At 51.2% G+C, this 26,718-nt stretch carries 35 protein-coding genes; 10 read left to right on the top strand and 25 right to left on the bottom strand.

Annotated elements, in window-relative coordinates; translation table 11 throughout:
* Position 1: 1 nt before the first annotated feature.
* From INP79_RS03765 to INP79_RS03750, 4 genes are all read right to left on the bottom strand, one after another.
* A complete protein-coding gene (locus INP79_RS03765; protein ID WP_194752984.1) occupies positions 2-550 on the bottom strand; it encodes an RNA polymerase sigma factor in 549 nt (182 codons plus the stop codon).
* A gap of 188 nt (positions 551-738) precedes the next feature.
* A complete protein-coding gene (locus tag INP79_RS03760; RefSeq protein WP_194752983.1) occupies positions 739-1,047 on the bottom strand; it encodes a hypothetical protein in 309 nt (102 codons plus the stop codon).
* 32 nt (positions 1,048-1,079) lie between these two features.
* Positions 1,080-1,667: an RNA polymerase sigma factor gene (locus INP79_RS03755; RefSeq protein WP_194752982.1), complete on the bottom strand. Its 588-nt coding sequence runs from the start codon at positions 1,665-1,667 to the stop codon at positions 1,080-1,082.
* Positions 1,668-1,742: 75 nt separating this feature from the next.
* Positions 1,743-2,552 carry an AraC family transcriptional regulator gene (locus INP79_RS03750; RefSeq protein WP_194752981.1) on the bottom strand — a complete coding sequence of 270 codons (810 nt, stop codon included), beginning with the start codon at positions 2,550-2,552 and terminating at the stop codon, positions 1,743-1,745.
* A gap of 103 nt (positions 2,553-2,655) precedes the next feature.
* Here INP79_RS03750 and INP79_RS03745 point away from each other — a divergent pair, with 103 nt between their 5' ends.
* Positions 2,656-3,189, top strand: coding sequence for a carboxymuconolactone decarboxylase family protein (locus INP79_RS03745; RefSeq protein WP_194752980.1), 534 nt, complete (start codon positions 2,656-2,658; stop codon positions 3,187-3,189).
* 55 nt (positions 3,190-3,244) lie between these two features.
* On the opposite strand, the gene INP79_RS03740 is transcribed toward INP79_RS03745, so the two are convergent.
* Entirely contained in the window at positions 3,245-3,994 is a 750-nt protein-coding gene (locus INP79_RS03740) for an alpha/beta fold hydrolase (protein WP_194752979.1), read from the bottom strand.
* Positions 3,995-4,175: 181 nt separating this feature from the next.
* Here INP79_RS03740 and INP79_RS03735 point away from each other — a divergent pair, with 181 nt between their 5' ends.
* Both INP79_RS03735 and INP79_RS03730 read left to right on the top strand, forming a co-directional pair.
* Complete coding sequence (locus INP79_RS03735; RefSeq protein WP_019881558.1) at positions 4,176-4,484, top strand: BON domain-containing protein; 309 nt, start codon at positions 4,176-4,178, stop codon at positions 4,482-4,484.
* 170 nt (positions 4,485-4,654) lie between these two features.
* The gene (locus INP79_RS03730; RefSeq protein WP_194752978.1) at positions 4,655-6,106 is read left to right on the top strand and encodes a phage tail sheath C-terminal domain-containing protein; all 1,452 of its coding nucleotides are present in this window, start codon (positions 4,655-4,657) and stop codon (positions 6,104-6,106) included.
* 78 nt (positions 6,107-6,184) lie between these two features.
* On the opposite strand, the gene INP79_RS03725 is transcribed toward INP79_RS03730, so the two are convergent.
* The 5 genes from INP79_RS03725 to INP79_RS03705 form a co-directional block, all read right to left on the bottom strand.
* Complete coding sequence (locus INP79_RS03725) at positions 6,185-6,523, bottom strand: four-helix bundle copper-binding protein (RefSeq protein WP_194752977.1); 339 nt, start codon at positions 6,521-6,523, stop codon at positions 6,185-6,187.
* A 109-nt stretch (positions 6,524-6,632) separates the two neighbouring features.
* On the bottom strand, positions 6,633-6,938 hold the full coding sequence (locus tag INP79_RS03720; RefSeq protein WP_228519708.1) for a hypothetical protein: 306 nt from the start codon (positions 6,936-6,938) through the stop codon (positions 6,633-6,635).
* A gap of 114 nt (positions 6,939-7,052) precedes the next feature.
* The gene (locus tag INP79_RS03715; RefSeq protein ID WP_194752976.1) at positions 7,053-7,604 is read right to left on the bottom strand and encodes a c-type cytochrome; all 552 of its coding nucleotides are present in this window, start codon (positions 7,602-7,604) and stop codon (positions 7,053-7,055) included.
* A 195-nt stretch (positions 7,605-7,799) separates the two neighbouring features.
* Positions 7,800-8,663: an SDR family oxidoreductase gene (locus tag INP79_RS03710; RefSeq protein ID WP_194752975.1), complete on the bottom strand. Its 864-nt coding sequence runs from the start codon at positions 8,661-8,663 to the stop codon at positions 7,800-7,802.
* Between the two features lie 40 nt (positions 8,664-8,703).
* Positions 8,704-9,030 carry a hypothetical protein gene (locus INP79_RS03705; RefSeq protein ID WP_194752974.1) on the bottom strand — a complete coding sequence of 109 codons (327 nt, stop codon included), beginning with the start codon at positions 9,028-9,030 and terminating at the stop codon, positions 8,704-8,706.
* Positions 9,031-9,332: 302 nt separating this feature from the next.
* On the opposite strand from INP79_RS03705, the gene INP79_RS03700 reads away from it, so the two are divergent.
* From INP79_RS03700 to INP79_RS03690, 3 genes are read left to right on the top strand one after another with little or no spacing between them, the layout of a single operon-like run.
* The gene (locus INP79_RS03700; RefSeq protein WP_194752973.1) at positions 9,333-10,619 is read left to right on the top strand and encodes a cyclopropane-fatty-acyl-phospholipid synthase family protein; all 1,287 of its coding nucleotides are present in this window, start codon (positions 9,333-9,335) and stop codon (positions 10,617-10,619) included.
* Between the two features lie 25 nt (positions 10,620-10,644).
* A complete protein-coding gene (locus INP79_RS03695) occupies positions 10,645-11,454 on the top strand; it encodes a hypothetical protein (protein ID WP_228519707.1) in 810 nt (269 codons plus the stop codon).
* A 30-nt stretch (positions 11,455-11,484) separates the two neighbouring features.
* Positions 11,485-12,141 (top strand): response regulator transcription factor, encoded by a 657-nt coding sequence (locus INP79_RS03690; RefSeq protein ID WP_194752972.1) that lies wholly within the window; start codon positions 11,485-11,487, stop codon positions 12,139-12,141.
* Between the two features lie 11 nt (positions 12,142-12,152).
* On the opposite strand, the gene INP79_RS03685 is transcribed toward INP79_RS03690, so the two are convergent.
* The gene (locus INP79_RS03685; protein ID WP_194752971.1) at positions 12,153-12,758 is read right to left on the bottom strand and encodes a YIP1 family protein; all 606 of its coding nucleotides are present in this window, start codon (positions 12,756-12,758) and stop codon (positions 12,153-12,155) included.
* Between the two features lie 287 nt (positions 12,759-13,045).
* Between INP79_RS03685 and INP79_RS03680 the strand changes: the two genes are divergently transcribed.
* Positions 13,046-13,510 (top strand): PA2169 family four-helix-bundle protein, encoded by a 465-nt coding sequence (locus tag INP79_RS03680; RefSeq protein ID WP_194752970.1) that lies wholly within the window; start codon positions 13,046-13,048, stop codon positions 13,508-13,510.
* Between the two features lie 207 nt (positions 13,511-13,717).
* Here the strand turns inward: INP79_RS03680 and INP79_RS03675 are convergent, their stop codons facing one another.
* From INP79_RS03675 to INP79_RS03650, 6 genes are all read right to left on the bottom strand, one after another.
* The gene (locus INP79_RS03675) at positions 13,718-13,945 is read right to left on the bottom strand and encodes a DUF2171 domain-containing protein (RefSeq protein WP_194752969.1); all 228 of its coding nucleotides are present in this window, start codon (positions 13,943-13,945) and stop codon (positions 13,718-13,720) included.
* A gap of 236 nt (positions 13,946-14,181) precedes the next feature.
* Complete coding sequence (gene pqqA / locus INP79_RS03670; RefSeq protein WP_081624291.1) at positions 14,182-14,253, bottom strand: pyrroloquinoline quinone precursor peptide PqqA; 72 nt, start codon at positions 14,251-14,253, stop codon at positions 14,182-14,184.
* Between the two features lie 116 nt (positions 14,254-14,369).
* Positions 14,370-15,530: a Na+/H+ antiporter NhaA gene (gene nhaA, locus INP79_RS03665; protein ID WP_194752968.1), complete on the bottom strand. Its 1,161-nt coding sequence runs from the start codon at positions 15,528-15,530 to the stop codon at positions 14,370-14,372.
* Between the two features lie 29 nt (positions 15,531-15,559).
* On the bottom strand, positions 15,560-16,657 hold the full coding sequence (locus INP79_RS03660) for a phospholipase A (protein WP_228519706.1): 1,098 nt from the start codon (positions 16,655-16,657) through the stop codon (positions 15,560-15,562).
* A gap of 31 nt (positions 16,658-16,688) precedes the next feature.
* The gene (locus tag INP79_RS03655; RefSeq protein ID WP_194752966.1) at positions 16,689-17,747 is read right to left on the bottom strand and encodes an aldo/keto reductase; all 1,059 of its coding nucleotides are present in this window, start codon (positions 17,745-17,747) and stop codon (positions 16,689-16,691) included.
* The gene (locus INP79_RS03650) at positions 17,747-18,322 is read right to left on the bottom strand and encodes a hypothetical protein (RefSeq protein ID WP_194752965.1); all 576 of its coding nucleotides are present in this window, start codon (positions 18,320-18,322) and stop codon (positions 17,747-17,749) included. The genes INP79_RS03655 and INP79_RS03650 overlap by 1 nt, the downstream gene beginning before the upstream one ends.
* A gap of 189 nt (positions 18,323-18,511) precedes the next feature.
* Here INP79_RS03650 and INP79_RS03645 point away from each other — a divergent pair, with 189 nt between their 5' ends.
* Both INP79_RS03645 and INP79_RS03640 read left to right on the top strand, forming a co-directional pair.
* Positions 18,512-18,946, top strand: a complete 435-nt coding sequence (locus INP79_RS03645; RefSeq protein ID WP_194752964.1) for a hypothetical protein — start codon at positions 18,512-18,514, stop codon at positions 18,944-18,946.
* Positions 18,947-18,956: 10 nt separating this feature from the next.
* Complete coding sequence (locus INP79_RS03640) at positions 18,957-19,478, top strand: YMGG-like glycine zipper-containing protein (protein ID WP_228519705.1); 522 nt, start codon at positions 18,957-18,959, stop codon at positions 19,476-19,478.
* 47 nt (positions 19,479-19,525) lie between these two features.
* Here INP79_RS03640 and INP79_RS03635 read toward each other — a convergent pair whose 3' ends face one another.
* Positions 19,526-20,281 carry an SDR family NAD(P)-dependent oxidoreductase gene (locus tag INP79_RS03635; protein WP_194752963.1) on the bottom strand — a complete coding sequence of 252 codons (756 nt, stop codon included), beginning with the start codon at positions 20,279-20,281 and terminating at the stop codon, positions 19,526-19,528.
* Between the two features lie 112 nt (positions 20,282-20,393).
* Between INP79_RS03635 and INP79_RS03630 the strand changes: the two genes are divergently transcribed.
* Positions 20,394-21,185, top strand: coding sequence for a LysR family transcriptional regulator (locus tag INP79_RS03630; protein ID WP_194752962.1), 792 nt, complete (start codon positions 20,394-20,396; stop codon positions 21,183-21,185).
* A gap of 150 nt (positions 21,186-21,335) precedes the next feature.
* Here the strand turns inward: INP79_RS03630 and INP79_RS03625 are convergent, their stop codons facing one another.
* From INP79_RS03625 to INP79_RS03595, 7 genes are all read right to left on the bottom strand, one after another.
* The gene (locus INP79_RS03625; RefSeq protein WP_194752961.1) at positions 21,336-22,136 is read right to left on the bottom strand and encodes a TonB family protein; all 801 of its coding nucleotides are present in this window, start codon (positions 22,134-22,136) and stop codon (positions 21,336-21,338) included.
* A gap of 4 nt (positions 22,137-22,140) precedes the next feature.
* Positions 22,141-22,554, bottom strand: a complete 414-nt coding sequence (locus tag INP79_RS03620) for a biopolymer transporter ExbD (RefSeq protein WP_194752960.1) — start codon at positions 22,552-22,554, stop codon at positions 22,141-22,143.
* 4 nt (positions 22,555-22,558) lie between these two features.
* Positions 22,559-23,197 carry a MotA/TolQ/ExbB proton channel family protein gene (locus INP79_RS03615; protein ID WP_370583220.1) on the bottom strand — a complete coding sequence of 213 codons (639 nt, stop codon included), beginning with the start codon at positions 23,195-23,197 and terminating at the stop codon, positions 22,559-22,561.
* Between the two features lie 203 nt (positions 23,198-23,400).
* On the bottom strand, positions 23,401-23,895 hold the full coding sequence (locus INP79_RS03610) for a type II secretion system protein (RefSeq protein WP_194752958.1): 495 nt from the start codon (positions 23,893-23,895) through the stop codon (positions 23,401-23,403).
* Complete coding sequence (locus tag INP79_RS03605) at positions 23,882-24,268, bottom strand: prepilin-type N-terminal cleavage/methylation domain-containing protein (protein ID WP_194752957.1); 387 nt, start codon at positions 24,266-24,268, stop codon at positions 23,882-23,884. Before INP79_RS03605 ends, INP79_RS03610 begins: the two co-directional genes overlap by 14 nt.
* Positions 24,258-24,737, bottom strand: a complete 480-nt coding sequence (locus INP79_RS03600; protein WP_194752956.1) for a prepilin-type N-terminal cleavage/methylation domain-containing protein — start codon at positions 24,735-24,737, stop codon at positions 24,258-24,260. The genes INP79_RS03605 and INP79_RS03600 overlap by 11 nt, the downstream gene beginning before the upstream one ends.
* 1 nt (position 24,738) lies before the next feature.
* The gene (locus INP79_RS03595; RefSeq protein WP_370583219.1) at positions 24,739-26,715 is read right to left on the bottom strand and encodes a tetratricopeptide repeat protein; all 1,977 of its coding nucleotides are present in this window, start codon (positions 26,713-26,715) and stop codon (positions 24,739-24,741) included.
* Positions 26,716-26,718: the final 3 nt, after the last annotated feature.

The following is a 26,718-nucleotide window of genomic DNA, read 5'->3' as shown; positions in this document are numbered from 1 at the left end:
TTCAAAACTGTTCACCTTTGAGTTTCTCTCTTAATGATTTTTGTGCCCGGTTAATGGTTGATTTCACGGATCCGAGCGGCATATTCATCAGCTGAGAGATTTCCTGATGCGATAATCCATAATAAAAAACATGATGCAAAAGCTGCCTTTGCAATGGCTTAATTTCTGACAAAGCCTTCACAACGGCCAGCGACGTCTGCTTGTCCTGCAATCTATCATCTGCTGACAAGTCTGTTGACTCTATGGCCCAATCGTAATTAACCACCATTTCAGGTATCGCATTGCGCTTTCTCAACGCATCAATGGCACGAGAACGGCAAATGATTAACATCCAGTTATACAACGGGCACTTGTTGAAATCGTAGCGGTAAATTTCTTGCCATACCTGGTAATAAGTATCTTCAACCACTTCTTCAGAAGTCGCAGGGTCTTTGGTAATTTTCAAAGCCAAACTATAGATCTTGCTAAAAGTAGCTTCATACAACTCATTAAAAGCATCCTCATCCCTATCTATTATTCGAGCTATCAAATCCTCGATGTCATCTCTCACAATTCATTCCAAATGTTCTTTTGATATTTAAATTGCACGCATTGCCAAGTACGACAAACGGCTGTCATTGGATGCAGTTTAGAGAAATAAAATGTATCCCTAATATGCCCCAGATAACAGCCGTATGAATTAACGGTAATCAATTGAGCTGACTATGGCGACTAAACTCAACCGTGATGCCGTCGTCGTTACTCTACATCTTGTTTGGATTTAAAACGGCCAAATAAACCACAACGTACTTTTTCTTGTTCATCTGCTGTCATGGCTTCACTACCGCAATGCCTATGGTGATGCCCATGACGACCTCTGAATCCACCAAAAAGAATTCTGCTTAGAATCAACAGACCAACTGCGTGCCAGTAATCAATTGCGTGAATGCCGTCGGCTAATGACACAACTACGTGGTTCCACAACAACATGACCACATAAGATAAGGCCGCGATGCAGACTACAGCTAGCGCTGCGAATGCAGCACATTTACTTTTACAATTTTTCATTCATCTCTCCAATAATTCAGTTATTAATACGATTAGTCACTGGCATGCAGTTGCTCTCTGAGGAAAGTCACTGCATACCTTTTTCTTGCTAATAAAGTGTTGATGCCAACACCTGTTTCTGCGGCAATTTGTTTGAAACTTTTGCCATCTAACTCATGTGCGATAAACACTTGCCGTTGCTCACTGGGCAGTTGATTCAGTGTTTCAATCACGTGCTCAACCAGCATTTTTCTTTCGTAAATTGACGCCGGGGTTTCGGTTTCAATGGAAAGGATAGACTCTAGCCAGAGTGCATCGTCATCTTCGTCCCGCTCTAGCGTGACTTCCTGCTTTTGCTTTCTAAAACGGTCAATAATGCGGTTTCTTGCCACGCGGTATAACCAAGCACCCACTTGCTCCAACGGCTCTGGTAAACGGTAGGCTGAAACAAACTCATAGAACACATCCTGCAAAATATCATCGGCGTCACCGGCATTCGGTACGCTTTTGCGGATGAAATTGCGCAGCCTGGCTTTTTCTTTATTGAATGTTTCTGTGATGACAGAGTCTTGCTGGGCCATATCACGCTGTGCCAAATAGTGCTGCGTTGTGAGTAAGTTGTTTTCTAAATGTATATCCATGCTGTGAAGACGTTTCAGCGTTGGAAATATTGCATGAACCCTGAAATATTTTTAAATACAGTGTGAGCTGCATGGTTATTGCCACTCCGTTGGCGTGGTGCCTAGCCGTTTTGCAAACACGCGGCTGAATGCGGCTGAGCTTTGGTAACCGACTTGGGTGGCGATGCTTTTGAGTGGCTTGCCTTGCTTGATCAAGTTTTGCGCAATCGAGAGCCGCCAGTCGGTGAGGTAATCTAATGGCGTGGTGCCTACCGTGGCTTTAAAGTTGGCAGCAAATCTGGCGCGTGACATGCCGGACTCTTCAGCCAATGTTTCCAGTGTCCATGGATGGGATGGGTTCTCGTGCATGGCTTTGACTGCCAGCGCTAACCTTGTATCGGCTAATGCGGCAAAAATACTTTGCTGCAGTTGGCCGTGCTGAATCACGTGCCGCAGAATCTGGATCAGGAAATATTCTGCTAGCCTATCCAACGCTGCTTGCCTGCCTAAGTCTTTTTCAAATGCTTCATGAAACAATAGCTGCAAGGTGGGCGCAATTTGCTGCATATCGCTTAAAGGTACAATCACAAATTCGGGCAATGCGGTCGCCAACGGGCTGCGTACGTTCGCGCCCAAATTAATCATGGCACAAACCAATTCACACAGCTCACCATCTAAGGGCTTGAGCACGTGTATGGTCGGTTTAGGGAAAAACACCACGCTCGGTTGATCTATATGCGCAATGCGTTTATCCCGAAACATCAGGTCTAGCTTTCCCGCCCGCAACAAATGAATATGCCCTACCGCTCCAGTGCCATCAAAACTCACCACCTGGCAAAGATCACCGGTAAAAAACACCTGGGCTGAGAGCGAGATTTGATTCAATAGTGGCAACAACGGATCCAAACGATACTCCTGATCAACATAACGAGACCTTTGATAATCATGAGTATTGCATGATATCTCCAACGCACAAAGCGTCTTAATTAATCAGACAAGGAGATTCATCATGGCACGTATTCAAACTATCAACCGTGAAACTGCTAGCGCAGAAGTCAATGCAACACTGGATGCAGTGAAAGCCAAACTGGGCAAGGTGCCTAATTTGATTGCGACTTTGGCACAGGCACCTGTTGCCTTAAATGCTTACCTGGGTTTGAGTGAAGGGGTGACCAAAGGCCGCTTAAGCGCCAAACAAAGAGAATCACTGGCGCTGGCGATTGGTCAGGCCAATAATTGCCAGTATTGCTTGTCGGCACATAGCCTGATTGCCAAAGGGGCAGGTCTTAATACTGAAGCGATTCAGGCGGCACGCAAAGCTGAGGCTACAGATGCCGTGACAGAGGGTTTGTTAACACTGGCGGTCAAAATTGTGCAACAACGCGGCGTACTTTCTGACCAGGACTTTATTGAAGCGCATTTAGCAGGTGTGGATGATGGCCTGATTCTGGAGGTGATTGCCCATGTCGCTTTAAACACTTTGACCAACTACACCAACCACATCGCGCAGACCGATATTGATTTTCCAGTAGTGACTTTATAAATCGGCGAGCTCAGGCCACTAAAGTGTGGCCTGATTGTTTATGGATACTTACGACTTAAGCAAGAAAGGCTTCAACCGCCTGGATAAATAATTGCGGCTGTTCGGCATGCACCCAATGGTCGGTTGGCAAGGTGACAAATTCAGCCTGAGGGAAATGCTGTTGCAGTTCGATGATGTCACTGTCTTGCACATAATCGCTACGTTCACCGCGAATAAACAAACTAGGCTGGTCAAAACGTACGGCAAGCGCTGCAATCAATGTCGCGTAATTCGCTTTGAGCGCTGGCAGGTTAATCCGCCACTGTAACTGATCCTCATTTTTGACCAGGTTAGTGAGTAAAAACTGCCGTACCCTGAGATTAGCGATCGAATCCTTTAAGGCATTATCCACCTCATTACGTGATGCCATTTGGCTGAGATTGACTGCCAGCATGTGATCCATCAACTGGGTATATCTGTCCGGGTAAGTGCGCATCGCCATATCCACTACAATGAGTTTGCTCACTTTTTCAGGATACTGCGTGGCAAACTGCATGGCGACTTTGCCGCCGAGTGAATGGCCGAGCAGATGAATTTTCGCCAGACCGAGTGTATTCAGAACCTCTAATAAGTCATCGGCCATCTCGGCGTAGGTTTGTGAATCGCTGTGCGGCGAACGGCCGTGATTGCGTAAATCGACGCTGATGACCTGGTAGTGCTGTGAAAAATGTTTGGCAATGCTGCCCCAGTTATCGGCTGAACCAAACAGGCCGTGTAGCAATACGAGAGGTTGGCCCTGGCCCAGGATATGAGTGTGTAGTTGCATAGGGGGTGCGAAAAATCAATGTAGCGCTATGGTATAACAATCTGGCTGTATGAGAGGCGGATCATGTAGGAAAACCCACGTCAGCCATGTCCTACGGAATTATCAGCATTCGCTGTATGTATCATCGGACGTGTTTTTTTAATAATGAAACCTCGATAATTTAACTCAACAAGGAATCATCATGAAAAACACATTCAAATCTCTGTTGTTAGTGAGTGCTTTGACATTGCCTATGGCTGGCTTTGCCGCGGATGGTGACTCAATTGGCACCAAGGTTGAAGACTCTGTGATCACCGCAAAAGTGAAAACAGCGTTTGCCAAAGACAAAGCGGTGAGTGCGACTGACATTAAAGTGGAAACCGACAGCAATGGCCTGGTGCAATTGTCTGGTGTGGTGAAATCGAAAGCCGAAGCAGACAAAGCAGTGCTGTTGGCCAAAAATGTGAAAGGTGTGACTGCCGTGAAAGACGATATTGTGGTTGCACAATAAGTGTTCTGCACATGACCTTGCCCATAGGAATCAGCGCGATTCCTATGGGCGATTTTACGTTCTAGCCCTCTCTCGCCTTCTGCAAGCTCCCTCTCCCCTGCTAGGCTAAACAGCCTATAATGGCTTGAACTCTGTTGTCATCACGTGTGCCACATTCGGGGACATCAATCATGGCTGTTTATAAAACGCCCGGCGTTTATATTGAAGAAGTGAGCAAGTTCCCGCCCAGTATTCCAACCCTGGAAACGGCGATCCCGGCATTGATAGGCTATACCGAAAAAGCGGACAGGCAAGGTGTGTCATTATCGCTCGTCGCCACACAAATCAACTCCTTATTGGATTATGAACGCCTGTTTGGTGGCGCAGCCAGATCGGCGGTGACGCTGTGGCTGGATGCACAAGACCAAGTGATTGACGCTACGGTCGATCAACCGTTTTATCTCTATGACAGCGTGCGGCTGTTTTTTGCCAATGGTGGCGGTCCGTGCGTGATCGTCTCCGTCGGCAATTACAACGACCAGATTTCAGCAGCCACATTGGCAGCTGGTTTAAGCGCCATAGAGACAGACCCGCTGCCAACGCTGATCGCCATGCCAGAGGCTGCCTTGTGCCGCGAGACACATACGCTGGAAGCGACTGCGCTGGCGCAATGTGCTCAGGTACAAAACCGGTTTGTGTTGTTTGATTTGCGTCTGCAACATAATCCGGCTGACTTCGCCACCGAAGCCGCGCGTTTCAGGCAAAGCCTGGGCATGAATCACCTGAAATATGGTGCAGCCTATGGGCCGTGGCTGGTGGCCAGCCTGGCTAGAAACACTGACTTTAACCAACTGTTGTTTAAATATAAAAGTGATGGCAGTGTGGTCAGTGCTGAGCAGCTCACCCAGGACCAAGGTATGCAGGCGCTTATCGCAGAAATACGCGCTGCCGGGTTAGTCAAGGCGACGCCTGAATCCCAGGCGCAATTAGCGTCGCTCAACCAAAAGCTATACGCACAATACATGCTCGCCAAACAATGGATAGATGCTGCGAATATCGCTTTGAATACCTTACCGTCCTCGGGTGCCGTCGCGGGCGTATATGCCGCGGTCGACCAGAAGCGTGGCGTCTGGAAGGCGCCCGCTAATGTGTCACTTAACGAGGTGATACGGCCAGTGTTTAACCTCACCAGCACACAGCAACAGGATTACAACGTGGATGTGGACGCTGGCAAATCGATCAATATCATCCGCAAATTTACGGGCAAAGGCACGCAGATATGGGGAGCGAGAACACTGGCGGGTAACGACAATGAGTGGCGCTATATTCCTGTGCGACGATTGTTTAGCTGGGTAGAGGTCTCAGTCAGCCAAGGGTTGCAGCAGATGGTATTTGAGCCTAACGACGCTAATACCTGGGTGCGTGCGCAAGCCATGGTGGAAAACTTTTTAATCTTGTTGTGGCGGCAAGGGGCGTTGCAAGGCAGTAAACCGGAACAGGCATTTTTTGTGAATATCGGCCTGGGCAAAACCATGACGGCAAATGATATTGCGCAAGGCTTGATGCGGGTTGAAATTGGCATGGCTGCAGTAAGGCCTGCCGAATTTGTGATATTGAAACTCACCGTGAAGCTAGCTGGTTGAATAGATAAATGGGCAGGATGGTGAAACCGTCACCCATCTCCACCGGCCCATCCACCTATCCATGTAGCGCATCTGCATTTATGCGAACTCAGCGGCGCCTACTTTCAGGCATGCTTCTGCGCAACTGCGGCAAGCCTGTGCGCACGCACGGCAATGGTCAGAGGCATGTTGCTCACATTGATCGGCACAAGCGGTACAAATTTCCGCACAGTCCTGGCAAACCAGTTCAACAAAGTCGCTGCGACGCGCAATAAACGAAGCCGTGAGGCGGCAAAAATCCGCGCAATCCATATCCAGCTCAATACAGGTCCGTAACATGGGGTTGGCCTCAGTTTCACAGGCGATCGCACAGCTTTCACAAGTGTCTGCACATTTTTTGCACAGTTCCATACATAACTTCAGGTCTTTTTCAGTCATGGCTTTCTCCAGCTTAGTAGCGTTTAAGAATACTCCGAACTTAGTCACCCTGCCCTGCCAGACTTAAACACAATTCAAGTCATGCAGGGCAATCGACTGATGCGGGCCATTACTGCTTCACGCCCGTGCCGCCGTCTTGGGGCTTTTCATGAAAACGTTTGCTTTTTTCAATGTTGCCCGGCTTGGACTGTTTATTAGCACTGCCCTGCCGCCCCTGAGCATCACTGCTACCAGTGGTAGCCGCATTATTATTGTCAGGCTGCGGCTCCAGATAATCGCCGTTTTGATGCGTATCAGGCACCTGATTTTTTTGCTGCTGGGCGGGCGGCGCGTTATCTTGTGGTGCCGCAAAAGCAACCGTCATGGAACATAAAAACGTACTGGCTAACAGTATTGAAAGTAATTTTTTCATCATCGCATCCTCATAAAGTTTTAAAGTCACCTGCCAGATGTGGCAGGCTTAGACTCATGCTAATGATGTGGTTAACAGCTGTATGTCAGTGTCTTTACAAAAAACCTGTAGGATAAATTATGAAGCGGCCTCTTCATTGCCCGTCAGGCTGCCATGGCTACGTATCCAGGCAATGACTTTCAGCAACTCGTCAGGGCTAATACCGTTGTTGGGGTCTGAGGGATCCATCAGGCCTTTCCCTTTGGCGCCCATCCCGCCGTTGGTGCCATTCCAGACTGTCTCAAACATGCCTTTATTCGTGGCATCTTTGGCGTAGTTGTAATTAGGCCCGGTCAGCGCTGGCCCGACCTGCCCACCGGCATCCGGACCATGGCATTGCGTACAGGAATAAAGCTGGAAGGTTTTTTTACCCTGGGCAATCGCATCTTCCTTGCCCACATAGGGGTTTTTACCGGTGGCTAAAAACTCTTTGGCGGCAGGGGTATCGAACAGCTCGGCCTTGATTTCCAGCGGAGATCCATCTTGTGTTTTAACAAACTTAATGGCCTCACCACTAGCAGACGCTCCAGCAGTAGATTCTCCGGCAGCACCAGTTGTCGATGCCTGTTTGTCACAGGCAGAGAGTCCAGCAATTAATACCAACAGGCCTAAGCCAAGCTTGTGATTCATGTCGTTCTCCTCATGATGATTGCGTGTTTTATGAACGCGATTGATGACGCAACCCATTATGAATAAAAGGAAAATGTGCGCCCATGTAACAAAGGCGGAATTTGCTGTAGGAGAATTCGGACGTCGCGCCCGGAAATAGTCGGCGTAAAAAAGCCTGGCATACACCAGGCTTAATTCGACCAGGAAAGTGGTCAATTAACCATTAATGATTTCACCACCATTCGGGTGTATCACCTGCCCGGTCATATATGACGATGCCTGGCTGGCCAGAAACACATATGCAGGGGCAATTTCACTTGGTTGTGCAGGTCGCTTTAAAGGCACCTGGCTACCAAACTCGCTGACTTTTTGTTCATCAAAACTGGCGGGAATCAACGGTGTCCACACTGGCCCCGGCGCCACGGCATTGACGTAAATATCCTTATGCACCAACTGTCGCGATAATGAGCGTGTAAACGACACAACGGCGCCTTTGGTGGCTGAATAATCCAACAGTTCAGGGCTACCACGATAAGCCGTCACCGACGCGGTATTGATAATATGACTTTTTTTCGGCAGATGCGGCAAGGCTGCCTTCACCATATAAAACATGGAGAAAATATTGGTGCGGAAAGTATGCTCGAGCTGCCGCTGGCTGATTTCCACAATACTGGTCTGCGGAAACTGCTGGGCGGCATTGTTGATCACAATATCCAGTTGGCCAAATTGCTGTAGCGTGTCGTGTATGACTTGTTCACAAAAGCGTTCGTCTGCCACATCGCCTGCAATCAGCAAACACTGGCTGCCATAGGCCTCCACCAGTTGTTTCGTTTTTGCCGCATCCCGGTGCTCGTCCAGGTACACAATCACGAGATCCGCCCCTTCTGCCGCAAAATGCACAGCCACTGCACGGCCTATGCCGCTATCACCGCCAGTAATCACGGCCACCTTGCCTTTGAGCTTATCGCTTCCGGCATACGCCTCTTCAATATATTGGGGCTGCGGATGCATATCCGCTTCCAGGCCTGGTTGCACATATTGATGCTGCGGCGGATTAATTCTGTCTTCAACAACTTCCATTGCGTTCTCCTTGGTCGTGGCCAAATGGGCGCTGGCGACTTTAATCTTTCAAATGATTATCAGGGGCTGGAGCCACAGGTTCCCGTGGATCCTGTCGCGGCTGCTGAATGTTCTGGCGCCGTTTATCCTGGTTAGGCAAACCTTCAGCTGGCACCTCTGGCGGGACGATGACACCCCGCTCATATGGCATTTTCGGTGGCACATTGACGCTGTCAGAATCGATATTGCAGGACGGTTTATTTGAAATGGCGGCATCTTCGCAAGGCGGTACGGCATTGTTCACTGGCGGCGCAGACCAAGCATTTCCCGACCACACACTGCAACACAATGAGCCAGCCAATAACATCCAGGTAAGTGTCTTTTGCATACTGTCTTCTCCTTAAAATATAAGAAAGATACAACTGCATCATGCATTGTATGGCCGCAAATACCGCGTCGCCGTCGGCAGTCAACTGATTCGGCTGTAGGAGTTACCACGGGTGAAAACACTCTGTGTCAGACTGGTCTGACAACACAATCAGCCCCTGCCCGATACTTGGTTATCGGCTTCATTTTTACACTGCTGGCAGATGGTATTCATCTGCCAGGGCCGCGCATTGGGATCAGCAAACCATATGCATGCTGATGCCAGCCCATATTAAAAATAAGCTTTTTGAGTAGGAGTACGCCATGAGTAGTTATCCCGTTAATGCTTTCGCCATGCCATTGTCACTGGAGCAATCAACCGCGAGTGGCGACACTACTCAGGCGCACTATATTCTGAACCGTTTGTTTCAGGACTACCCAGTGGCCTTTGCCGTGCGCTTGTGGAACGGCAGTATGCTGACGATCGGCGACGGCGCACCAGCGTTTACCTTTTGCCTGGAACAGGCATCGGTATTACGTGACATGGTATGGTTTAGCAACCCTAAACGCCTGGTGGAGGCCTATTGCTCAGGTGAAGTACAGATTCAGGGGGACTTTCATGCCGCCATGCAGTTGCGTGAACATTTCGAATCTCTATCTTTGCCGCTGCATGAAAAACTAGGCCTGGTCTTCCGGGCACTGACCCTGGCCAATAACCAACAGGTGCTACCCGAACACACTGCCCACACACCTCACTCCCCGACACAATCTCAATCCGCAAGCGCTCCCTCCTCACATGGCATTGCACTCAGTTACGATGTGCCTGAGGACTTTTATCAGCGCTGGCTGGGTGAACAGATGCTGCACTCGTGTGCTTATTTCGCAAGCCCAACACACACCCTGGCGCAAGCGCAGCAAACACAGTTAACACTGATCTGCCAGAAACTGCATTTGCAACATGGTGACACGCTACTGGATATTGCTTGCGGCTGGGGCACACTGGCCTGCTGGGCGGCCAAGCATTACGGGGTGTTTGTACACGGTATCACACACAACCCGACGCAATATGCGTATGCACTCAAGCAAGTGCAACAACAAGGCCTGACGCATCTGGTCAAGATAGAGCTGGTGGACTATCGCACACTGCCTGCGCTGGGCAGTTACGACAAAGCAGCTTGCATCAGCATTGCCGACCATCTAGGCGCAGCGCATTATCCGGACTTCCTAGCCAAGGTACACGCAGCACTCAAACCCGGCGGTTTATTTTTGAGCCATGTGATCACGGCGGAAAATCCGGCTGGCCAGCAAGACGCCTCCACCGCCTTTATCAACCGTCAGCTATACCCGGCAGGCGAGTTAACCTCTTTCGCCCATCTGTTACAACACATGGATAGCGCCAGATTTGACGTATTTAATGTAGAGGGCTTGCGTCGACACTATGTGATGACCTTGCGCCAGTGGCTGGCAAACCTGGAGGCGCAACATGCGTCGATTGCTGCCAGCATGGGGGAGCGTAGTTACCGTATTTGGCGTCTGGCTATGACTGCTAGCGCCATCCAGTTTGAACAGGGCGTGACCGGCATGCACCAGATGCTGGCGACACGCAGATAATCTTAACCGACCAGGAAATAGCCACATGCCCAACATACTCACAACCGCCCCTCAGCGACGCCTACTTACTGCCGCGGTTTGTATGCTGGCATTCAGCAGTTATTCGCAACCATCAAAACTACTGCAATCGCCAGGAATACGCGCCGTCTCTAACGCATCTATCAGCCAGTCAGGCTGGTTTCCAACCACGCAGGCGGCAGAAACCATGCGCGTACCAGAAGGAAAAAAGGCGATCTCAACGCCAGGCACGAATGTGCTTGCTTTTGCCAATGACTTGCATCACCCGCGCTGGCTGTATGCCTTGCCCAATGGCGACATTCTGGTGGCAGAGAGTTATCCCCAGCCTACAAATACAGCGTTTAGCCTGAAAAACTGGATCGCCAGAAAATGGATGCATGAAGCCGAGGAGCTGGCAGGTAGCCAACACCAGATTACCCTGCTGCGTGACAATGATGGCGATGGCATCGCTGACGAACGCCATGTGTTTATCAAGGATATCGCTGCCCCGCTGGGCGTGGCGCTGGTGGGCGACACATTTTATGTCGCCAATGCCGAGGCCCTGCTCCTGTTCCCCTACCAGGCAGGGCAAACACAGATGACACAAACATCCGATCCTGAAACGGCTGATCAAACGATATTGATGCGACCGGCAGTGCAGGAAAAACTGGCGAAAACACCAATGGATGTGCTGACTGACATCCAGCAGGAGAATGGCGCCGCACAAGGACGTCCTGCCAATGTGCTACTCGATAAAAGAGGCTACCTGCTGGTGGCAGATGACGTCGGCAATGTGATCTGGCACGTGAAAGGCAATCGCAAAATCGCACAAAAATAGCCTTATTAGGCTTGAAATGGATAACAAGCCATGAAAAATATATTGTTAATCTACGGCCATGCGCTGAGTCATTGCGCATTAAAGGCACTGGTCAATGACGACCATAGCGTGCACCTGGCCGATGAGGCTGGCAGTGTGCATGACGCCATGTTGAAAATCCGCGAGCATACCTACGATGTCATCATTTTGGATGTGTCCGCAGCGGAAACCAATGGCCTGGAAGTATTCTGCGACCTCAAGCAAGCTTTTCCTGACCTGCCTGTCCTCATTATCAACGGCAGTGAACGGGTCGAGCGCATGATCCATTTTATCCGGCTGGGTTGCGCGGGTTATTTGTCTTACACCACAGACAGCGCGCAAGTGATTCCGGCTATCAATGCCATCGCCCGCGGACAAGCCTATGTTTCGCCTCAGCATCAGCAAATGGCTGCCAACAGCGAGCCCATGCTGCATGAACGTTTGTCACTGCGTGAGCTGCAGGTATTTTTCAAATTGATTAAAGGCCAGGCCGTGAATTCAATCGCGATGGAACTGGAGATTGCGCCAGGCTCTGTCAGTGTGTTTCGATCGAAGATCCTCAAAAAAATGCATGTGCAGAATAATGCAGCGCTGATTTACTACGCCCTGAAATACCACTTGGCCCCCGTAGCGGGGGCAACCAGCAAATCAGCCAGGGAAGTGGCCTGATGGCAGGCAGCCTACAGCTTCTTGACCGCAAACTGCAATTGTTCGATGGCTTCCCACGAGATCAGCGAACCAATCAGGATCACCGCGAACCCCAAACCAGCGGTACATACAATCGCCATACTGAGTGTGACCAATGCACCGCGTTCGCGGATACCAAACACATATCGCACACCCCGATACACCAGTAACACCGATGCCAATACGGCCACACCATGCACAATGACGTTAAAACTCAAGCTGGGCACAATGTAAAAAAGGGAGGTTAACCACATCGGCGTAGTGGCAATGGTCATCATCAGCAGGGAGTCACGAAAGCCAGGCTTGATATTGACCATCTCGGCCAGGTTTTGCGTAATCCAGGCCATTACCAGCAACACGCCCAATTGCAAAAACAACAGCTCGGCACTCACCATCAACAGGCGGTTACCAGGCAGATTATCAAAAAACAATTTGGGGTAATTGTGATACAGCCGCAAATACATCATCACGCACGGAATCAACGATAACGGTAAGATATAAAACAGCATTAGTTGCGACACACTGGGTTTATCGGCAACCAGCAAGCTTGCCTCGCGCCTGTTAGGCGACACGTAATTAAACAGGTGGATGGGATTCATCAGGCGCTCCTTGAAATGAACAAAGTGAATACCTGCTATTAAAAAACAGCCAACTTCGCCATGCCACAAGACATGCACTGATTTGGCTGTAGGAAGATGCAGATGCTTGCATCTGCGCGGACCGGAAAATCAACCCTCGTCTACGCCCAGTGGCTTGCCATTGCAATATCAGTCACAGCTATACAGTCATTCCTACAGATATTTGCGGATTCATCCGATGCAACCAGCACAACGCCAAGGGCATACTGACACTTCTCAATAGTTGATGACATATTTGAAGAGTAAACATGGCAGACAATGACGAAATTATTTCTACTTTGAATGACTTGATTGAGGTATCCAAAGATGGCGAAGAAGGCTTTCGCTCTTCTGCAGAACACGTCGACGAGCCGCAACTCAAAACATTCTTTTTGCGCCGCTCACACGAGGTTGCAACCAGCGTAAAAGAGCTACAGGACTTAGTGCGCGCTTTAGGAGGTGAGCCCGCCTCATCCACCAGTCTGGGCGGTGCCTTACACAGACGCTGGATTGCCATTAAAACCGCATTGACCAGTAACGATACGGTGGCCGTGTTAAACGAAACCGAGCGTGGTGAAGATGTTGCATTGGCTGCCTATCGCAAAGCGGCGGAAAAAGACTTGCCCACCCACATCCGCTTTGTGGTGGTGCGGCAGCTTGAAGGCGCCAAGCGCAACCATGACCAGGTGAAACAGCTGCGCGATGCAGCACGTGCAGAGGCCGCTGCACACTAATATTAAGCAAGCTCACGAAGCCTCGCCTGATGGGCGAGGCTTCGTTTATGCGCGTTATTTACTGTCGTTAAACAACGCTGGAGTCAGCATATAGCAGCCAGTAACAGAACAATCTAATTTATTCAGATGGGGTTGCAAAACTACCCGACGACTGATGCGCTCTCATCGTCCGATTTACTCATATCTAGGCTGAACATGACGCACACACTAGTCGGCTTGCCAATCCTGGGTAATCTGGGCCAGTGTCCGGTTGATTTTCACAATACCGCCTTCGGTGGATAGCACCCAGCTCACAGGAATATAGTGATGCACACCGGCTCCATCCTTTTTGAGTTTGATGACATCGTCACTTTCGAGGCGGTCTACAACAGCAAAGTGTTCTGCCTGCGCCGTGGTGACCGGCATATCGGCTTTAATTTCATTAGGATCAATCATGATGTTTCCTTGTCCCGCAAGGGCGAAAAACGTTGAGCCTTGAGTGTGCTGCGTTGCTATACCAACGCCTAGTGCACGCTGGCTGAGTCTTGCGTAGGAATTTTGAGAGATAAGTACCTGAGACGGGTGTTGAACCTTGATGGGTGACGGATGAGGTGATGGCACAAAACGCCAAGCCCGCAAACAATAAACCCGACCTAGTGTCGGGTTTATTGATATGCAAGTTAACGCTTGAATTACTTGTTCATGACGTACATTGTCACTTCAAAGCCAAAACGCATTTCAGTAGCAGCTGGTTTAGTCCACATGATAGTCTCCTTGGTTAAGTGGTTTCACATCTCGTTAGAAACCACTATACGCAACTCGGGAATCCGCTGCATGCGTAGCATCCCTAAAAATCACTCATGATTTTACGTAGCGGAGATTATTGAGCCGCATCCCGCGACAGCACGAATTTTAACCATAACCAACCCACCAGGCCAGACAGCAGTGATCCGGTTAAGATCGCCATCTTGGATAAATTAATCGCCTCCGCCATTCCGGCAAAAGCCAGGTTGGTGATAAAAATAGACATGGTAAACCCTATGCCCCCCAAGATGCCTGCCCCGACAATATGGGCCATACGTAAAGGTTTGTGCAACTTGCATAGGCCGGTCCAGAGCGCCGCCAGCACCGCCAGCGTGATGCCCAGCGGCTTGCCGATCAGCAGCCCGGTAATAATACCGACGCTGAGCGTGCTGGTGAATATCTCATGCAGGCCTTGCGCGGCCAAGTGCACGCCGGTATTGGCAAAGGCAAACAACGGCAAGATCAAAAAAGCCACCGGAAAATGCAAGGCATGCTCGAGGCGGTGCGAAGGAGAATGCACATCCTCCTGCTTGCTGGTGAACGGGATCGCAAACGCCAGGGCAATGCCCGCCAGGGTTGCATGCACACCAGACTGCAAAGTTAACCACCACATCAGCGCCCCGCCCAGCAAGTAAGGAATCAGCGACATGACACGCCAGTGGTTGAGCGCAAACAGCAGCGCCAGCACGGCCAGGGCAGACAGCAAATACGGCCATGCAATGGCGCTGGTGTAAAACACGGCAATCATGATGGCCGCGCCCAGGTCATCAATCACGGCAAAAGCCACCAGAAACACCTTGAGCGGCGCTGGCACACGCTTGCCTAGTATTAATAGCACGCCGAGGGCGAACGCAATATCGGTTGCCATGGGAATGCCGACGCCAGATTGATACATCGTGCCCTGATTCAATTGCCAGAACACCAGCGCCGGGACCATCATGCCGCCTACCGCCGCAATGGTTGGCAATAAGGCATTATTCAGATTGGATAATTCGCCCACATATAACTCGCGCTTGAGCTCAAGACCGATGAGCAAAAAGAACACTGCCATTAGGCCATCATTCACCCATGCTTCAGCACTCAAGCCTAACAGTTGGCTATGCAAGAAGTGATGATAGTGCGCCGCCCATGCGCCATTTGCGATGATGAGCGCCAGAACAGTCACCAGTAACAGCAGGATGCTGCTGGACTGCTCAGAGGCAATAAAACGTTGAAAAGTAAGGCTAAATGCTCGCATCACAGGATCAATAATAATTAAAAAACACGCTACTCACCGACGGCAAAGCCGATGCCAAACATGGTTTGTGCCTGATTATAATCCAGTAACGAAACACCGTAGCCGCTAGCCAGCATGGCATAAAAACGCACGCTTTCACTTTTGAGTGGTTTGTACTGCACATCGAACTTCACATAGCCCCTGTTATCGCTGCGCATATTATTGCGTACAGTCACGCTGGCGGCGGTGGTATTGGCTTCGTTATCCCAGCGCAAAATCGCATCGCCATAGCCCATATATTTGCTGATATCCGGGTTATCGTTATCCGACTTGCTTTCCGGGATGCGCCACCATGGCCGCACCAGCAGACTATAGCGCTCATTGAGCTGCCAGCCACCTTGCACATACAGGCGGTTCCAGCTACGAGACAGTGGTTGCGAGCGGCCATTAGACTCATGTACCAGGCCGACATTGAGCATATCCGGCATGGCATTGAGCCAGCTGCTTTCTTCTGCAGGCTTGTTTAAGCCTAACGATAAAATCAACTCGGGCGAGTAATTGTGGTCACGCATGGGGCGCGATTGCTGTTCGTTATACACTTGCCAGTAAGACTGCTGGGTATAAGCGCCCCACAGCCGCGCACTTTGCACCCACTGGTTTTTAGGCAGCCAGTCTGACAGGTTCATCAACTGCGTTTTCAGGCTGATCTGGAAATGCAGGTCATTGTGGCCCAGGCCCCGGTCTTGCGTATTGGGCCGCGAAGGCGAAGTCGGGATATCGTTAGGGTTATTGGAGTAGGCAGTCACCAGGTAATTGAGTTGATGCGTTTCGAGGTCGGTAAAATGCAATTCTTCCTGACGGTTTAAATGCCACTTGCGTGACAAATAGCCTGTCTCAGCCCCAACACTCTTTACCAACTCTTGCTGGCTAGGTGCCAAGATTGGCGGCACTACACGTGTGGGCGTATATTGCTCGGCCACTTTATCAAAACAGATCAAGCGGCGGCTGGCATCTTCGGCAAACTCGGTTTGGCAGGTACGCAAGGCATCTTGCATCTCCTGCATGCCAGCGGCCTGCACATGGCTGCTTAACGGAATGACAAAAAGAATGAAGCTGCGCAACACAATATTGCGCAGTGTGTGAAGCATGCACATACGGATTCCCTTCTGAAGCACCTGATCAAGGCGCTGGATTCATCATGGTCAGATGCTGTTGCTCAATCGCGTTTAATACGTCATCACTCAGGTGCACCTGATAGGCTGCAATATTCTCTTGCAACTGGGCCATGCTGGTCGCACCAATAATAGTCGTGCCTACAAACCAGCGGTGATAAACAAAACCCAGCGCCAGTTGGGTAGGTGTCAGCCCGTGTGCACGCGCCAACTCGGCATAGGCTTTGGCCGCCGCAGGCACACCCGGCTTTTTATAACGTTGGGCATAACCCAAAAACAAGGTCACACGGCCAGGGGTAGCGGGGTCGTCGACATATTTGCCGGTCAAATGCCCAAACGCCAGCGGCGAATACGCTGCCAGGCTAATACGCTCGCGGTACAGCACCTCGGCCATGCCAAACTCCATGCCACGGTTCATCAGGTTATAGCAGTTTTGCAACACGGCAATGCGCGGCAAGCCTTGTTCGCGGGCAAGTCGCAAAAACTCCATGACACCCCATGGCTGTTCATTACTCACGCCAATGGCACGTACCTTGCCTTCCTGAATCAACTCATCCAACACTTCGAGCTGGGTTTGAATCGGCACCCAGTTGATAGGCTGGCCATTAGCATCCAGTTCGGCACGCGGGTCAAACTGGTATTGGCCAAACATGGGCACATTGCGCTCTGGCCAATGCAGATAGAGCACATCTAGGTAGTCGGTTTGCAAACGCGTCAGGCTGTCGTGCACCGCCTGGCGGATATTCGCCCTATCCATACCGCTAGGGCCGCCGCGTATCCACTGCATACCGCGCCTGGGGCCCGCCACTTTACTGGCCAGCACAAAATGGTCGCGCGCCTGTTTTTTAATCCAGTGGCCAAGCATGGTTTCGGTCTGCGTCACGGTTTCTGCACGTGGCGGCACCGGATACATCTCAGCCGTATCGATAAAGTTAATGCCTTGCGAGAGGGCAAAGTCCAGCTGGTTGTCGGCGTCTTGCTGGGTGTTCTGGTCACCAAAGGTCATAGTGCCCAGCGTGATTTTGGAGACGCGAATGCCGCTGTCCCCGAGGGTGGTGTAATCCATTAATGTAATACCTGTTTTTCTGTGGGTACCTGCATTACGATGCTGGAAACCGTTTCAGGTTCCTTCTCCTGATGCACAGGCAATGTCCAACCTGCGTCCTGGCTGGCAACCATCAACATACGGCTGATGGCCAGCACCAGTTGGTGGTTTAAACTCATATTGACGTTCATGCCGTTGGCGCAGACCAACTGCATATGATTTAACTGGTCGTTCACCGACACAAAGCGCGTGTCAACGACTAACAACTCCTGCTCACTCACCGCCGATGAGCGTTGCTGGTAAGCAGTAGCAAAATCCAGGTCTTCCAGCTGATGCACAGCGTCAGCCTCTTCTGCAAACTGGCGCGTAGCCTCGGCGGGTGATTGTGCTGCAGGCAACGGTGCAGCATTCCCCAGTGCCAGTGCGGACACCGGCAAATGTGCTTCACGGTTAAGCACTTTAAACATCTGTCGCGCGACACGGTAAGTCAGCCACACGCGAATCTCCTGCGACTGGCTGACAGCCGCTTTCATCAACAAGCGGTCTTGTTGCTGGTCATAAGCGAGATTGATCTGTTGTATCGATTGTTGTCGCATAAGTGGATGAATAAACAAGCGTTCCTGACTAGCATACCGCAGTTGTCACGCTGCTACCTAACACTATCCTCTGCCTGATATTTAAAGCGTGATCAAAGATACACTCCGATACAAAACCGCCACCATCCACAAGGATAAATTTCCGTATGCTTTTGTCTGAGAAAGTAAGAAGCACGCAATGGAGGCAATATGATCAAATTAAAATCAATCGGGTTAAGCGGCCTGTTGGCAATATTGTTACTGGCCAGCAACATCGCTCAAGCACATCCACCCGGCCACGGTGGCTGGCATGGCAGAGGCGGCGTTGGTTTTTATTTTGGCGCCCCCTACCCCTATTTTCCATATGCGTACTCACCCTACGCCTACCCATACCCCTATGTTTACAGTCCGCCCCCTGTGATTGTGACACAGCCAGCACAACCACAGGTCTATATCGAACAAAGCAGCGGTGCGACCACTTCTACTGCGCCAGCCCCCGTGCAAACCACACCACCCTCAGCCAACGCTGGCAACAACGGCCAGGGCTACTGGTATTACTGCGAACAATCTGACAGCTATTACCCTTACGTCAAAGAGTGTCCGGCGGGCTGGAAACAGGTTACCCCGACACCACCCAGCAAATAGGCCCAGGCATATGAAAACCACACCTCTGCTGATCATGGTCGCGGCACTGGGCTTGTCCGCCTGCGCCACAAACCCGACTGGCCCCAGCAACATGGCTTTACCGGGCACAGGCAAAGACTTCAATGTATTCCGGGCCGATGACTTATCCTGCCGTGACTTTGCCCTGACACAAATTGGTGGCAAAACGGTGAACCAGCAATATAACGCCAGCCTGGCCACCACCACTGCCGTGGGCACCGTCGTCGGTGCCGCGATAGGCGCAGCGGCTGGCGGTGGTGAAGGTGCGGCCATAGGCGCTGGCATGGGCGCATTGTCAGGCGGCGCGATTGGCAGCAATACGGCCGCCGTGAGCGGCATGAACGCACAGGACAAATACGACAACGCCTACCTGCAATGCATGTATGCCGCCGGTCACCGCATCCCAGTACCGGCCAGCATGGCAAGAACCTACTCGCAGGGCACTAACGCTGCCCCGGTGACCACGGGCTCAGGCTATTACCCGCCACCTCCACCGCCCAACCGACCACGCTAGGCGAATAAAAACAGGCAGCCACAAGCTGCCTGTTTCATACTGGAGGATTAAATGAGCATACCGCCGGAAGCCTCTATCCGCTGGGCATTCACCCAGCGATTATTCTCCGACAACAGGCTTGCAATCATGGGGCCAATATCATCCGGCACGCCCACACGGCCAAGCGCCGTTTGCCCGGCAATATAGGCATTCACCTCTTTGTTATCACGCACCAGTCCCTGGCCAAAATCAGTTTCAATCGCCCCCGGCGCCACCGTATTCACCGCAATCTGACGCGCACCCAGCTCTTTGGCCATATAACGCGTCAACACCTCAATGCCGCCCTTCATCGCCGCATAAGCGCTGTAGCCGGGCAATGTAAAGCGTGCCAGGCCACTGGAGATATTGATAATGCGGCCACCATCATTGATCAATGGCAGCAACTTCTGCGTCACGAAGAAAGTGGATTTCAGGTGGATATTCACCATGTCATCAAAGACCTGTTCCGTCGTTTCAGCAAAGGGAGCGGTGAGACCAGTACCCGCATTGTTAATCAGGAAGTCAAACTTTTCCGCCTGAAAAGATGTTTGCAACGCTTGCTTCAAGGCACTGGCAAACGCATCAAACGTTTTTACTTGTGCCACATCCAGTGGTAAAGCCACCGCCTTGCGCCCCAAGGCATGAATCTCATTGACGACTTCCAATGCAGCCGCCTGCTTGCTTTGATAAGTCAGCACCACATCAATGCCCTGCTTGGCCATCGCCAACGCAGTATTTTTACCCAACCCGCGGCTACCACCTGTAATCAATGCAATTCTAGTCATGCTCATTCTCCTGTGTTGATCAAAGATGTGCGTAGTTTATTGATCTTAAAATTAAAGATAAATCAGCTATTAATGATTATACTGTTCACAATAAACGAACAATAAAACACACATGATAGACAGCACCGAAAGCCTGAAACGTTTTATGCGCGTCGCCGAACTCGGTAGCTTTACTAAAGCGGCCGATAGCCTGGGCCTGCCTAAAGCCAGCATATCGCAAGCCATTCAGCAACTGGAAACCTTGTTCATGCGCGATGACAGCCAGGTCTCAGGCATCGTCCGGGTGAATATGTCACAGCCCATGGCCCGGCATTTAGTGATCCCCGCCCTACCCGCTTTTTTGCAGCGCCACCCCAACCTCAATATAGAAATCAGCAGCGAAGACCGTAAAGTCGACTTGGTCAGTGAAGGCTACGACTGCGTAGTCAGAACCGGCGAGGTCGAAGAATCTGGCATGATCATGCGCAAGATAGGCGAGATGCAGCAAAGCAACTTCGTCAGCCCGTCTTACCTCACCCAATACGGCACGCCCAAAAGCATAGACGATTTGCAGCAACATTATTTGATTCACTACCAGACCAGCAGTAACAACCGCTTTGATGCGTTTGAATATCAGTTAGACGGAGAACTCCATCGCGTGAAAATGCCCAGCCGCATCTGCGTCAACAACACCGATGCTTACCGAGCTGCCTGCGCTGCCGGGTTGGGTATCATGCAAGCGCCCAAGCTAGGCGCCATGGCCATGCTAACCAGCGGCCAGTTAGTGGAGATATTGCCCTCATTCACTGCACCAGGCATGACAGTTTCACTGTTGTTTCCTCACCGTCGGAATCTATCTAAAAGGGTGAGAATTTTTATGGACTGGTTGAGCGAACTCGTACAAAACCAGTTAATGCATCACTAAGCATTCACCTATATTAGGCAAAAAAATCCCCTGCACTTGCCGGAGGAAAATTGGCAAATAACAGGGGGCACATAGAGCAGGCGTCACTGTTGAGCGAAAGTGAGGGATTTACTTTCTAGTTACGCCAGCCTTCGGGAAACCGCGAACGGATCACTCCAGTTTAAAATTGACTGGTATCGTTATTTTGAAGCTCTTCTTTCTTAGGCTATCTTTCACACCCAACTGTGCAATGGCCTTTTTCACCATGCGCATGGCTTCTTCATCCAGCGGCACATGCTTGCTACTGCCCGCTAACGACACACTCACCAACTCGCCACGCACAAACTGGGCAACTACTGACGCCTCACCTTCAAGATGGCGGCGGATGGCAATCGCCGGATATTGCTTGCTCTTGCTCACCAGATCGCGTAATTGCTCGCCATAATCACCCCAGGCATCCGTGTCACTGGCGTTTAACTCGTCTGTATCGTTGCTGGCCTGTGCAGTGCTGGCAGCCACACTGGGCTTGGCGTCTTTTGCCGGCGCGTCATTCGTAGCATGTTGTGCACTCTCCGCCGCACTCACACTGGGTGCTGGGTTGACTGGCGCAGGCTCAGCCTTGGCGGGGGCGACCTGCTCTGGCACCTTGTAATCTGACTCGTGGCTGGATGGTGCAGCCAATACCTGCTTTGGTGTTTCTGTCGGCGTTTGTGGTTTCACAACAGGCGTAGGCGTCGCCTTAGGTGGTTCCACCGGCGCAACGGTCTCAGCAGGCGGCGTCACTTGCGTTGTTGGTGGCGCAGCTTTGATAGAGAAAAACTCGATTTCCAGCCTTTCTGGCATTTTGGGTAGCTGAATCTGGCTCAGCGTCGGATACACCGCAACCACCAGCACATGCAAGGCCAGCGAAACGATCACCGCCCGCCAAACGAGCGAATAATCCTGTTGCTCAGGGTAAATCAGGCTGCTCATGCCTTTATTTCCTGGTCTCTGGCGACATGACAAAACTGAACTTGCTGATGCCTGCACTCTGTATAGCGGCTAACACTTTGGCGACCACGCCGTATTGCGCATGCTCATCGGCATAAATCTCCACCGCAGGGTCATGGCGTTGCTTGAGCTGGCCCAACTCAGTCGTCAATCCCTCAATCGCCAGTCGCTGTTGGTCGAGAAACACATCGCCTGCATCAGTGACACTGATGTGGGCCGTTCTGGGCGTAGTGATCGCAACCTCGGCACTGGCTTGTGGCAGTTTGACCTTGACCGCATTCATCAGCAAAGGTGCAGTGACGATAAACACCGTCAGTAATACCAGCATCACATCCACCAGTGGCGTCACATTAATTTCGCTCACCAGGTCTTCATTGTCACTGTCGCCTAAAATCGCCATGATGTTAGCCCTCTGCGCCTGACTGTGTCAGCAATGATTGAAAACGGCTGGCGACTTGCTCCATATCGGCTCTATGCACCTTTTGCTTACGCATGAAATAGTTATAGGCCAGCACCGCAGGCACCGCCGTGGCAATGCCAATCGCGGTGGCAATCAAGGCCTCACCAATGGGCCCGGCCACTACGTCCAACCCGGCAGAGCCAGTCGCCGTGATGGTTTTAAGCGCATTCATAATGCCCCACACCGTGCCAAACAAACCGATAAACGGCGCCGTAGAGCCTATGCTCGCCAACACCGCCACGCCGCCATCCATGCGTTTTTGCTCAAGATAGGCTTGCTGCTTGAGTGATAATAAAATCACTTCCTGGCGCTCGTTTCTGCGCAACACAGAGTTCGCCATCGCCTCATTCATCGCCCGCATACCGGCATCACATAAACGTGCGAAACTGCTATTGCTGTGCGAAATAATCTTGGGCAACTCATAAATGGTTTTCACCTGCTGCCACTCAGATAAAAAGTGGTTCGTCTCATTGCGCGACTTAAACCAGGCCCAACTTTTAATAATGATGATGGACCACACCAGCACCGACAGCACGCCCAGCAAATACAACACAAGATCAACAATATCAGGCACTAAATCCACAGCGAGCTCCATTATCAAAATACAGAAAAAACAATTGAGATGTGTTGCATGCAAGATTCCGTCTGACCGACCTCAGCATCCTGCACAGGAAAAATGCCCGTCAATACCGGGAATTTCTCACATTTACATCCCTTCATATGTTTAATCGCTGGGAGCGCCGAAATCCTGATGCTGTTAACTAAAATTTACACATAAACAGCTAATCACATACTGCCAGTATTGGCTGCGACAGATTGCGGCAAATAAACAAAGTACCATTCGCCGTAATAGCGCTTGTCGTTCAGATGTTGCAACTCGCCGCGATAACCTTTGGTTTTAAACGGCAATTTGTCTGACAGGCTATAAATGCCCATGATGCCACCGCTGGGGGCCATGACGAGACCCCAGCCTTCGCGTTGCGTGATGGGGTCAAGATAGGCTTTGCGCAGATGACGGCGCGCTGTCGGGAAGCGGGTATCTTCTTGCAGTACTTCCAGCGTTGGCGGAAACGTTTTTACCACGCCCGGCGTCTGGTTGTAATAGCGGCCGATGGCATCGCGATAGGCCAGGCCCACCTTAAGCAGCTCTTGTTCTCTCTCGCGCAACACCTGGGTTTGCCAGCGCATGCTGGCTTGCACCATGACCAGGCCACTGAGCATGATCAGCATAAACATGCCTATCAGCACAAAGCCGCTGGTGGAGGACTTACCACAGCGCATAGGGCGTACCATCTGCGGCCACCAGCGCAGAGCCGCTATGCACATCAAAGACACTGCCCTGCTCGTCAATATTGGGCGGCAAGGTAATCACCCAGGTATCCATACGTTCGGTAATCGGGTCCGGTGGAATGGCTTTCAGGTATTGGCGTTCTACCAGTTCGCTCAGCGTTTCCGGATAGCGGTTTTTGTCGCTGTAAAACTTATCAATCGCGTCGCGCATGGTGAGCAAATCATGCCGCAAACTGGTCTCTTTCGAGCGCTGCAACATATGCATGAATTTGGGCGTCACAATGGTCAGCAACATGGCCAGAATCGCCAGCACCACCAGCATTTCAATCAGGGTAAATCCGCGCTTCATGGTTTTACCACTCACTGTAAGGTTGCTGGTTAATGCCGATAGCGAGGGAACGCGAAGAGACGTCATACACGTCCTGCGCCATCTCATCGAGCGCACCGTCATAAGCGCGGATACGCCAGGTGCCCGCGTTACTTTGTTCGGTATCCGCCGCAAACGGGTCACGCGGAATGCGTCTTAAAAAAAACAGTTTTTTCTTTTTGGGATCCTGCGTATTTTCAACCCCGGTCACCAGGATGGCCAGATTGGCCGGATATCCGCTGCCATCAGCCGCTTTCTTGATCAGGCCCTGATCTACCGCATCTTTGTAGGCATCCAGCGCATCACGGATTTGCCACAAGGCGCGCTTGAGCTCACGTTCTTTGTCGCGTTTGCTACTCAGTTGCAACACCGGGCTGGCCGAGGTCACCAGCAAGGCGAGTAATGCCAGCATGACCAAAAGCTCGACCAGAGTAAAGCCGCGTGATCGTCGGTTTGCAACAAGCATGTTATTGCCCTTGAATAATCATGGTGTTGGGACTGGCTGCAGGATTGGGAGGTGCGGAGTTGATCAATTGATCGGCAAAATTGGTATCTACTTTCGCGCGGTCGGCTGGGGTATTTTGCGGCATAACCATTGGGCTGGATGGCATCGCGTCTGAGGCTGATACTGCTCGTGCACCCGTTGTGCCTAACGGGTTTGCCGTAGCGGCAATGCCAGAAGGAATCAGGCTATAGACCGAACTGGCCGGGCTCAGGTTATGCATGATGCGCGGTGTAATCAGCAACACAATTTCGTTTTTGCGTTTATCCTCATTGTTGCTGCTGAACAACTTGCCTATCAACGGCAAATTGCCTAACCCCGGCACTTTACGGCGGGTTTTCTGCTCATCGTCACGGAACAGTCCGGCCAGAATCTGCGTTTCGTTATTGCGCAACTGCAAGGTGGTATTGGCGTTGCGACTACCGATGGTATACGCCAGCACACCAGAACTGGTGGTGACCTGGTCAGTAATATTGCTCACTTCCATGCCGACCTTGATACTCACCTGGTCTTGCATCTGGATCACTGGCTCGACATCCAGCTTAATGCCGACTTCAATATAATTCACATTCTGGCTGACAAAGCCCTGCGCGCTGGCCACACTGGTGAGTACCGGAATTTTGTCACCGACATGAATCTTGGCGCGGTCGCGGTTTTTGACGCGGATTTTCGGGCTGGCCAGCAAATTGGTGTCGGTATCCTGATGCAGCAGGTTGAGCACAATGGCGGGATCATTAATCGAAAACACGCCCAGATTGCCATTAAAATTACGCAATTCAGTCAGCGTCAGTTTGCCTGCTTGCGGTTGTGTACCGCTGCTACTACCGGCCGCGTTGCCCTGCACGCCGACGCCAATCTGGGTTGGGTACTGGATGCCCAGATTTTCCAGGTTACGGCGGTTGATTTCCATCACCTCGACTTCCAGCATGACCTCAGGCTCATTGAGGTCCTGTGAGGCAATCAGTTTTTCGGCGACCTTGATGCGGTCCATGGTGTCGCGGATCACCAGCGTATTCAGCTTTTCATCCATATAGACATCGCTGGCACGCAATACGGTTTTCATCATGTTGAGCGCACGTTTGGCATCCATATGTGTCAGGTAAAAGCTGCGCACAAACAGCTCTTCATATTGCGCGGCGCGTGCTTGAGGATAAATCAGCAAGGTATTGCTGTTAAGTACTTTTTTACCTAACTGGTGGCTGGTAAGAATTACATCCAGCGCCTGCTCAATCGGTGTGTCACGCAGCAGCACATTGACGCGTATGCCTTCATTCAACTCCTGGTCAAACGAGAAATTCAGGCCCCCAGCCTTGCCTAGGTATTCAAAGGCATTTTTAATCGGCGTGTTTTTAAGCTCCAGCGTGACTTTCTTTTTCAGCGCCGACTGCAATGGCCGCACCACACTGCTGCGCTCATTTTTTTGTTGCTCCAGTTGCTCAAATAATTGCCGCGCCTCAGCATGCGCTGGCTGTTCAGCCAGGATACTGCGTAAACCAAATTCGGCCCCGGCCCAGTCTTCCGCCATCATCGCCGTCTTCACTTGCGCGATCTGGGCGGCATGTTGGCGCGCCAGTTGCACTTTTTGCAAACCGTCACTGGCGGCACGGTTATTCGGCGCTGCTTGCAACACCTGCTGGTAACCCTCGGCCGCCGCATCGTACTGCTGGGCAACCAGCATGCTATCGGCTTGCTGCACTTGCTTTTGCAGTTTTTTCTCCTGCAACAACGTCAGCCAGTTTTTGTATTGTGGCTGGCGCGGGTACTGATCGACCAACGGTTGCAACAACTGGATCGCTTCATCATCCTGGCCGCGTGCGGCATATAGCCTGGCCTGCTCCAGCGTGGCATCGCCAGTTTGCTGTGCGGGCAGCAGGTTGCTGCAACTGGCTAATAACAACGGACAACCCAACAACCAGGCCCAATGACTATACGTTTGATTCACTTG

The organism is Methylophilus sp. QUAN (genome assembly GCF_015354445.1).
In the GTDB taxonomy this organism is placed as follows: Bacteria; Pseudomonadota; Gammaproteobacteria; order Burkholderiales; family Methylophilaceae; genus Methylophilus.
The sequence above is the reverse complement of the archived record's forward strand: the minus strand, read 5'-3'. Positions and strand labels throughout refer to the sequence as shown.

Excerpts from the sequence above, each read along its gene's own strand:
- INP79_RS03630 (WP_194752962.1), top strand. The coding sequence starts at position 20,394 with ATGATAGACAGCACCGAAAGCCTGAAACGTTTTATGCGCGTCGCCGAA.
- INP79_RS03760 (WP_194752983.1), bottom strand. The coding sequence starts at position 1,047 with ATGAAAAATTGTAAAAGTAAATGTGCTGCATTCGCAGCGCTAGCTGTA.
- INP79_RS03755 (WP_194752982.1), bottom strand. The coding sequence starts at position 1,667 with ATGGATATACATTTAGAAAACAACTTACTCACAACGCAGCACTATTTG.
- INP79_RS03640 (WP_228519705.1), top strand. The coding sequence starts at position 18,957 with ATGAAAACCACACCTCTGCTGATCATGGTCGCGGCACTGGGCTTGTCC.
- INP79_RS03650 (WP_194752965.1), bottom strand. The coding sequence starts at position 18,322 with ATGCGACAACAATCGATACAACAGATCAATCTCGCTTATGACCAGCAA.
- INP79_RS03700 (WP_194752973.1), top strand. The coding sequence starts at position 9,333 with ATGAGTAGTTATCCCGTTAATGCTTTCGCCATGCCATTGTCACTGGAG.
- INP79_RS03710 (WP_194752975.1), bottom strand. The coding sequence starts at position 8,663 with ATGGAAGTTGTTGAAGACAGAATTAATCCGCCGCAGCATCAATATGTG.
- INP79_RS03745 (WP_194752980.1), top strand. The coding sequence starts at position 2,656 with ATGGCACGTATTCAAACTATCAACCGTGAAACTGCTAGCGCAGAAGTC.
- INP79_RS03680 (WP_194752970.1), top strand. The coding sequence starts at position 13,046 with ATGGCAGACAATGACGAAATTATTTCTACTTTGAATGACTTGATTGAG.
- INP79_RS03730 (WP_194752978.1), top strand. The coding sequence starts at position 4,655 with ATGGCTGTTTATAAAACGCCCGGCGTTTATATTGAAGAAGTGAGCAAG.
- INP79_RS03620 (WP_194752960.1), bottom strand. The coding sequence starts at position 22,554 with ATGGCGATTTTAGGCGACAGTGACAATGAAGACCTGGTGAGCGAAATT.
- INP79_RS03645 (WP_194752964.1), top strand. The coding sequence starts at position 18,512 with ATGATCAAATTAAAATCAATCGGGTTAAGCGGCCTGTTGGCAATATTG.
- INP79_RS03610 (WP_194752958.1), bottom strand. The coding sequence starts at position 23,895 with ATGCGCTGTGGTAAGTCCTCCACCAGCGGCTTTGTGCTGATAGGCATG.
- INP79_RS03685 (WP_194752971.1), bottom strand. The coding sequence starts at position 12,758 with ATGAATCCCATCCACCTGTTTAATTACGTGTCGCCTAACAGGCGCGAG.
- INP79_RS03660 (WP_228519706.1), bottom strand. The coding sequence starts at position 16,657 with ATGCTTCACACACTGCGCAATATTGTGTTGCGCAGCTTCATTCTTTTT.
- INP79_RS03690 (WP_194752972.1), top strand. The coding sequence starts at position 11,485 with ATGAAAAATATATTGTTAATCTACGGCCATGCGCTGAGTCATTGCGCA.
- INP79_RS03720 (WP_228519708.1), bottom strand. The coding sequence starts at position 6,938 with ATGATGAAAAAATTACTTTCAATACTGTTAGCCAGTACGTTTTTATGT.
- INP79_RS03695 (WP_228519707.1), top strand. The coding sequence starts at position 10,645 with ATGCCCAACATACTCACAACCGCCCCTCAGCGACGCCTACTTACTGCC.
- INP79_RS03740 (WP_194752979.1), bottom strand. The coding sequence starts at position 3,994 with ATGCAACTACACACTCATATCCTGGGCCAGGGCCAACCTCTCGTATTG.
- nhaA (WP_194752968.1), bottom strand. The coding sequence starts at position 15,530 with ATGCGAGCATTTAGCCTTACTTTTCAACGTTTTATTGCCTCTGAGCAG.
- INP79_RS03600 (WP_194752956.1), bottom strand. The coding sequence starts at position 24,737 with ATGCTTGTTGCAAACCGACGATCACGCGGCTTTACTCTGGTCGAGCTT.
- INP79_RS03725 (WP_194752977.1), bottom strand. The coding sequence starts at position 6,523 with ATGACTGAAAAAGACCTGAAGTTATGTATGGAACTGTGCAAAAAATGT.
- INP79_RS03655 (WP_194752966.1), bottom strand. The coding sequence starts at position 17,747 with ATGGATTACACCACCCTCGGGGACAGCGGCATTCGCGTCTCCAAAATC.
- INP79_RS03735 (WP_019881558.1), top strand. The coding sequence starts at position 4,176 with ATGAAAAACACATTCAAATCTCTGTTGTTAGTGAGTGCTTTGACATTG.
- INP79_RS03625 (WP_194752961.1), bottom strand. The coding sequence starts at position 22,136 with ATGAGCAGCCTGATTTACCCTGAGCAACAGGATTATTCGCTCGTTTGG.
- INP79_RS03715 (WP_194752976.1), bottom strand. The coding sequence starts at position 7,604 with ATGAATCACAAGCTTGGCTTAGGCCTGTTGGTATTAATTGCTGGACTC.
- INP79_RS03635 (WP_194752963.1), bottom strand. The coding sequence starts at position 20,281 with ATGACTAGAATTGCATTGATTACAGGTGGTAGCCGCGGGTTGGGTAAA.
- INP79_RS03705 (WP_194752974.1), bottom strand. The coding sequence starts at position 9,030 with ATGCAAAAGACACTTACCTGGATGTTATTGGCTGGCTCATTGTGTTGC.
- INP79_RS03675 (WP_194752969.1), bottom strand. The coding sequence starts at position 13,945 with ATGATTGATCCTAATGAAATTAAAGCCGATATGCCGGTCACCACGGCG.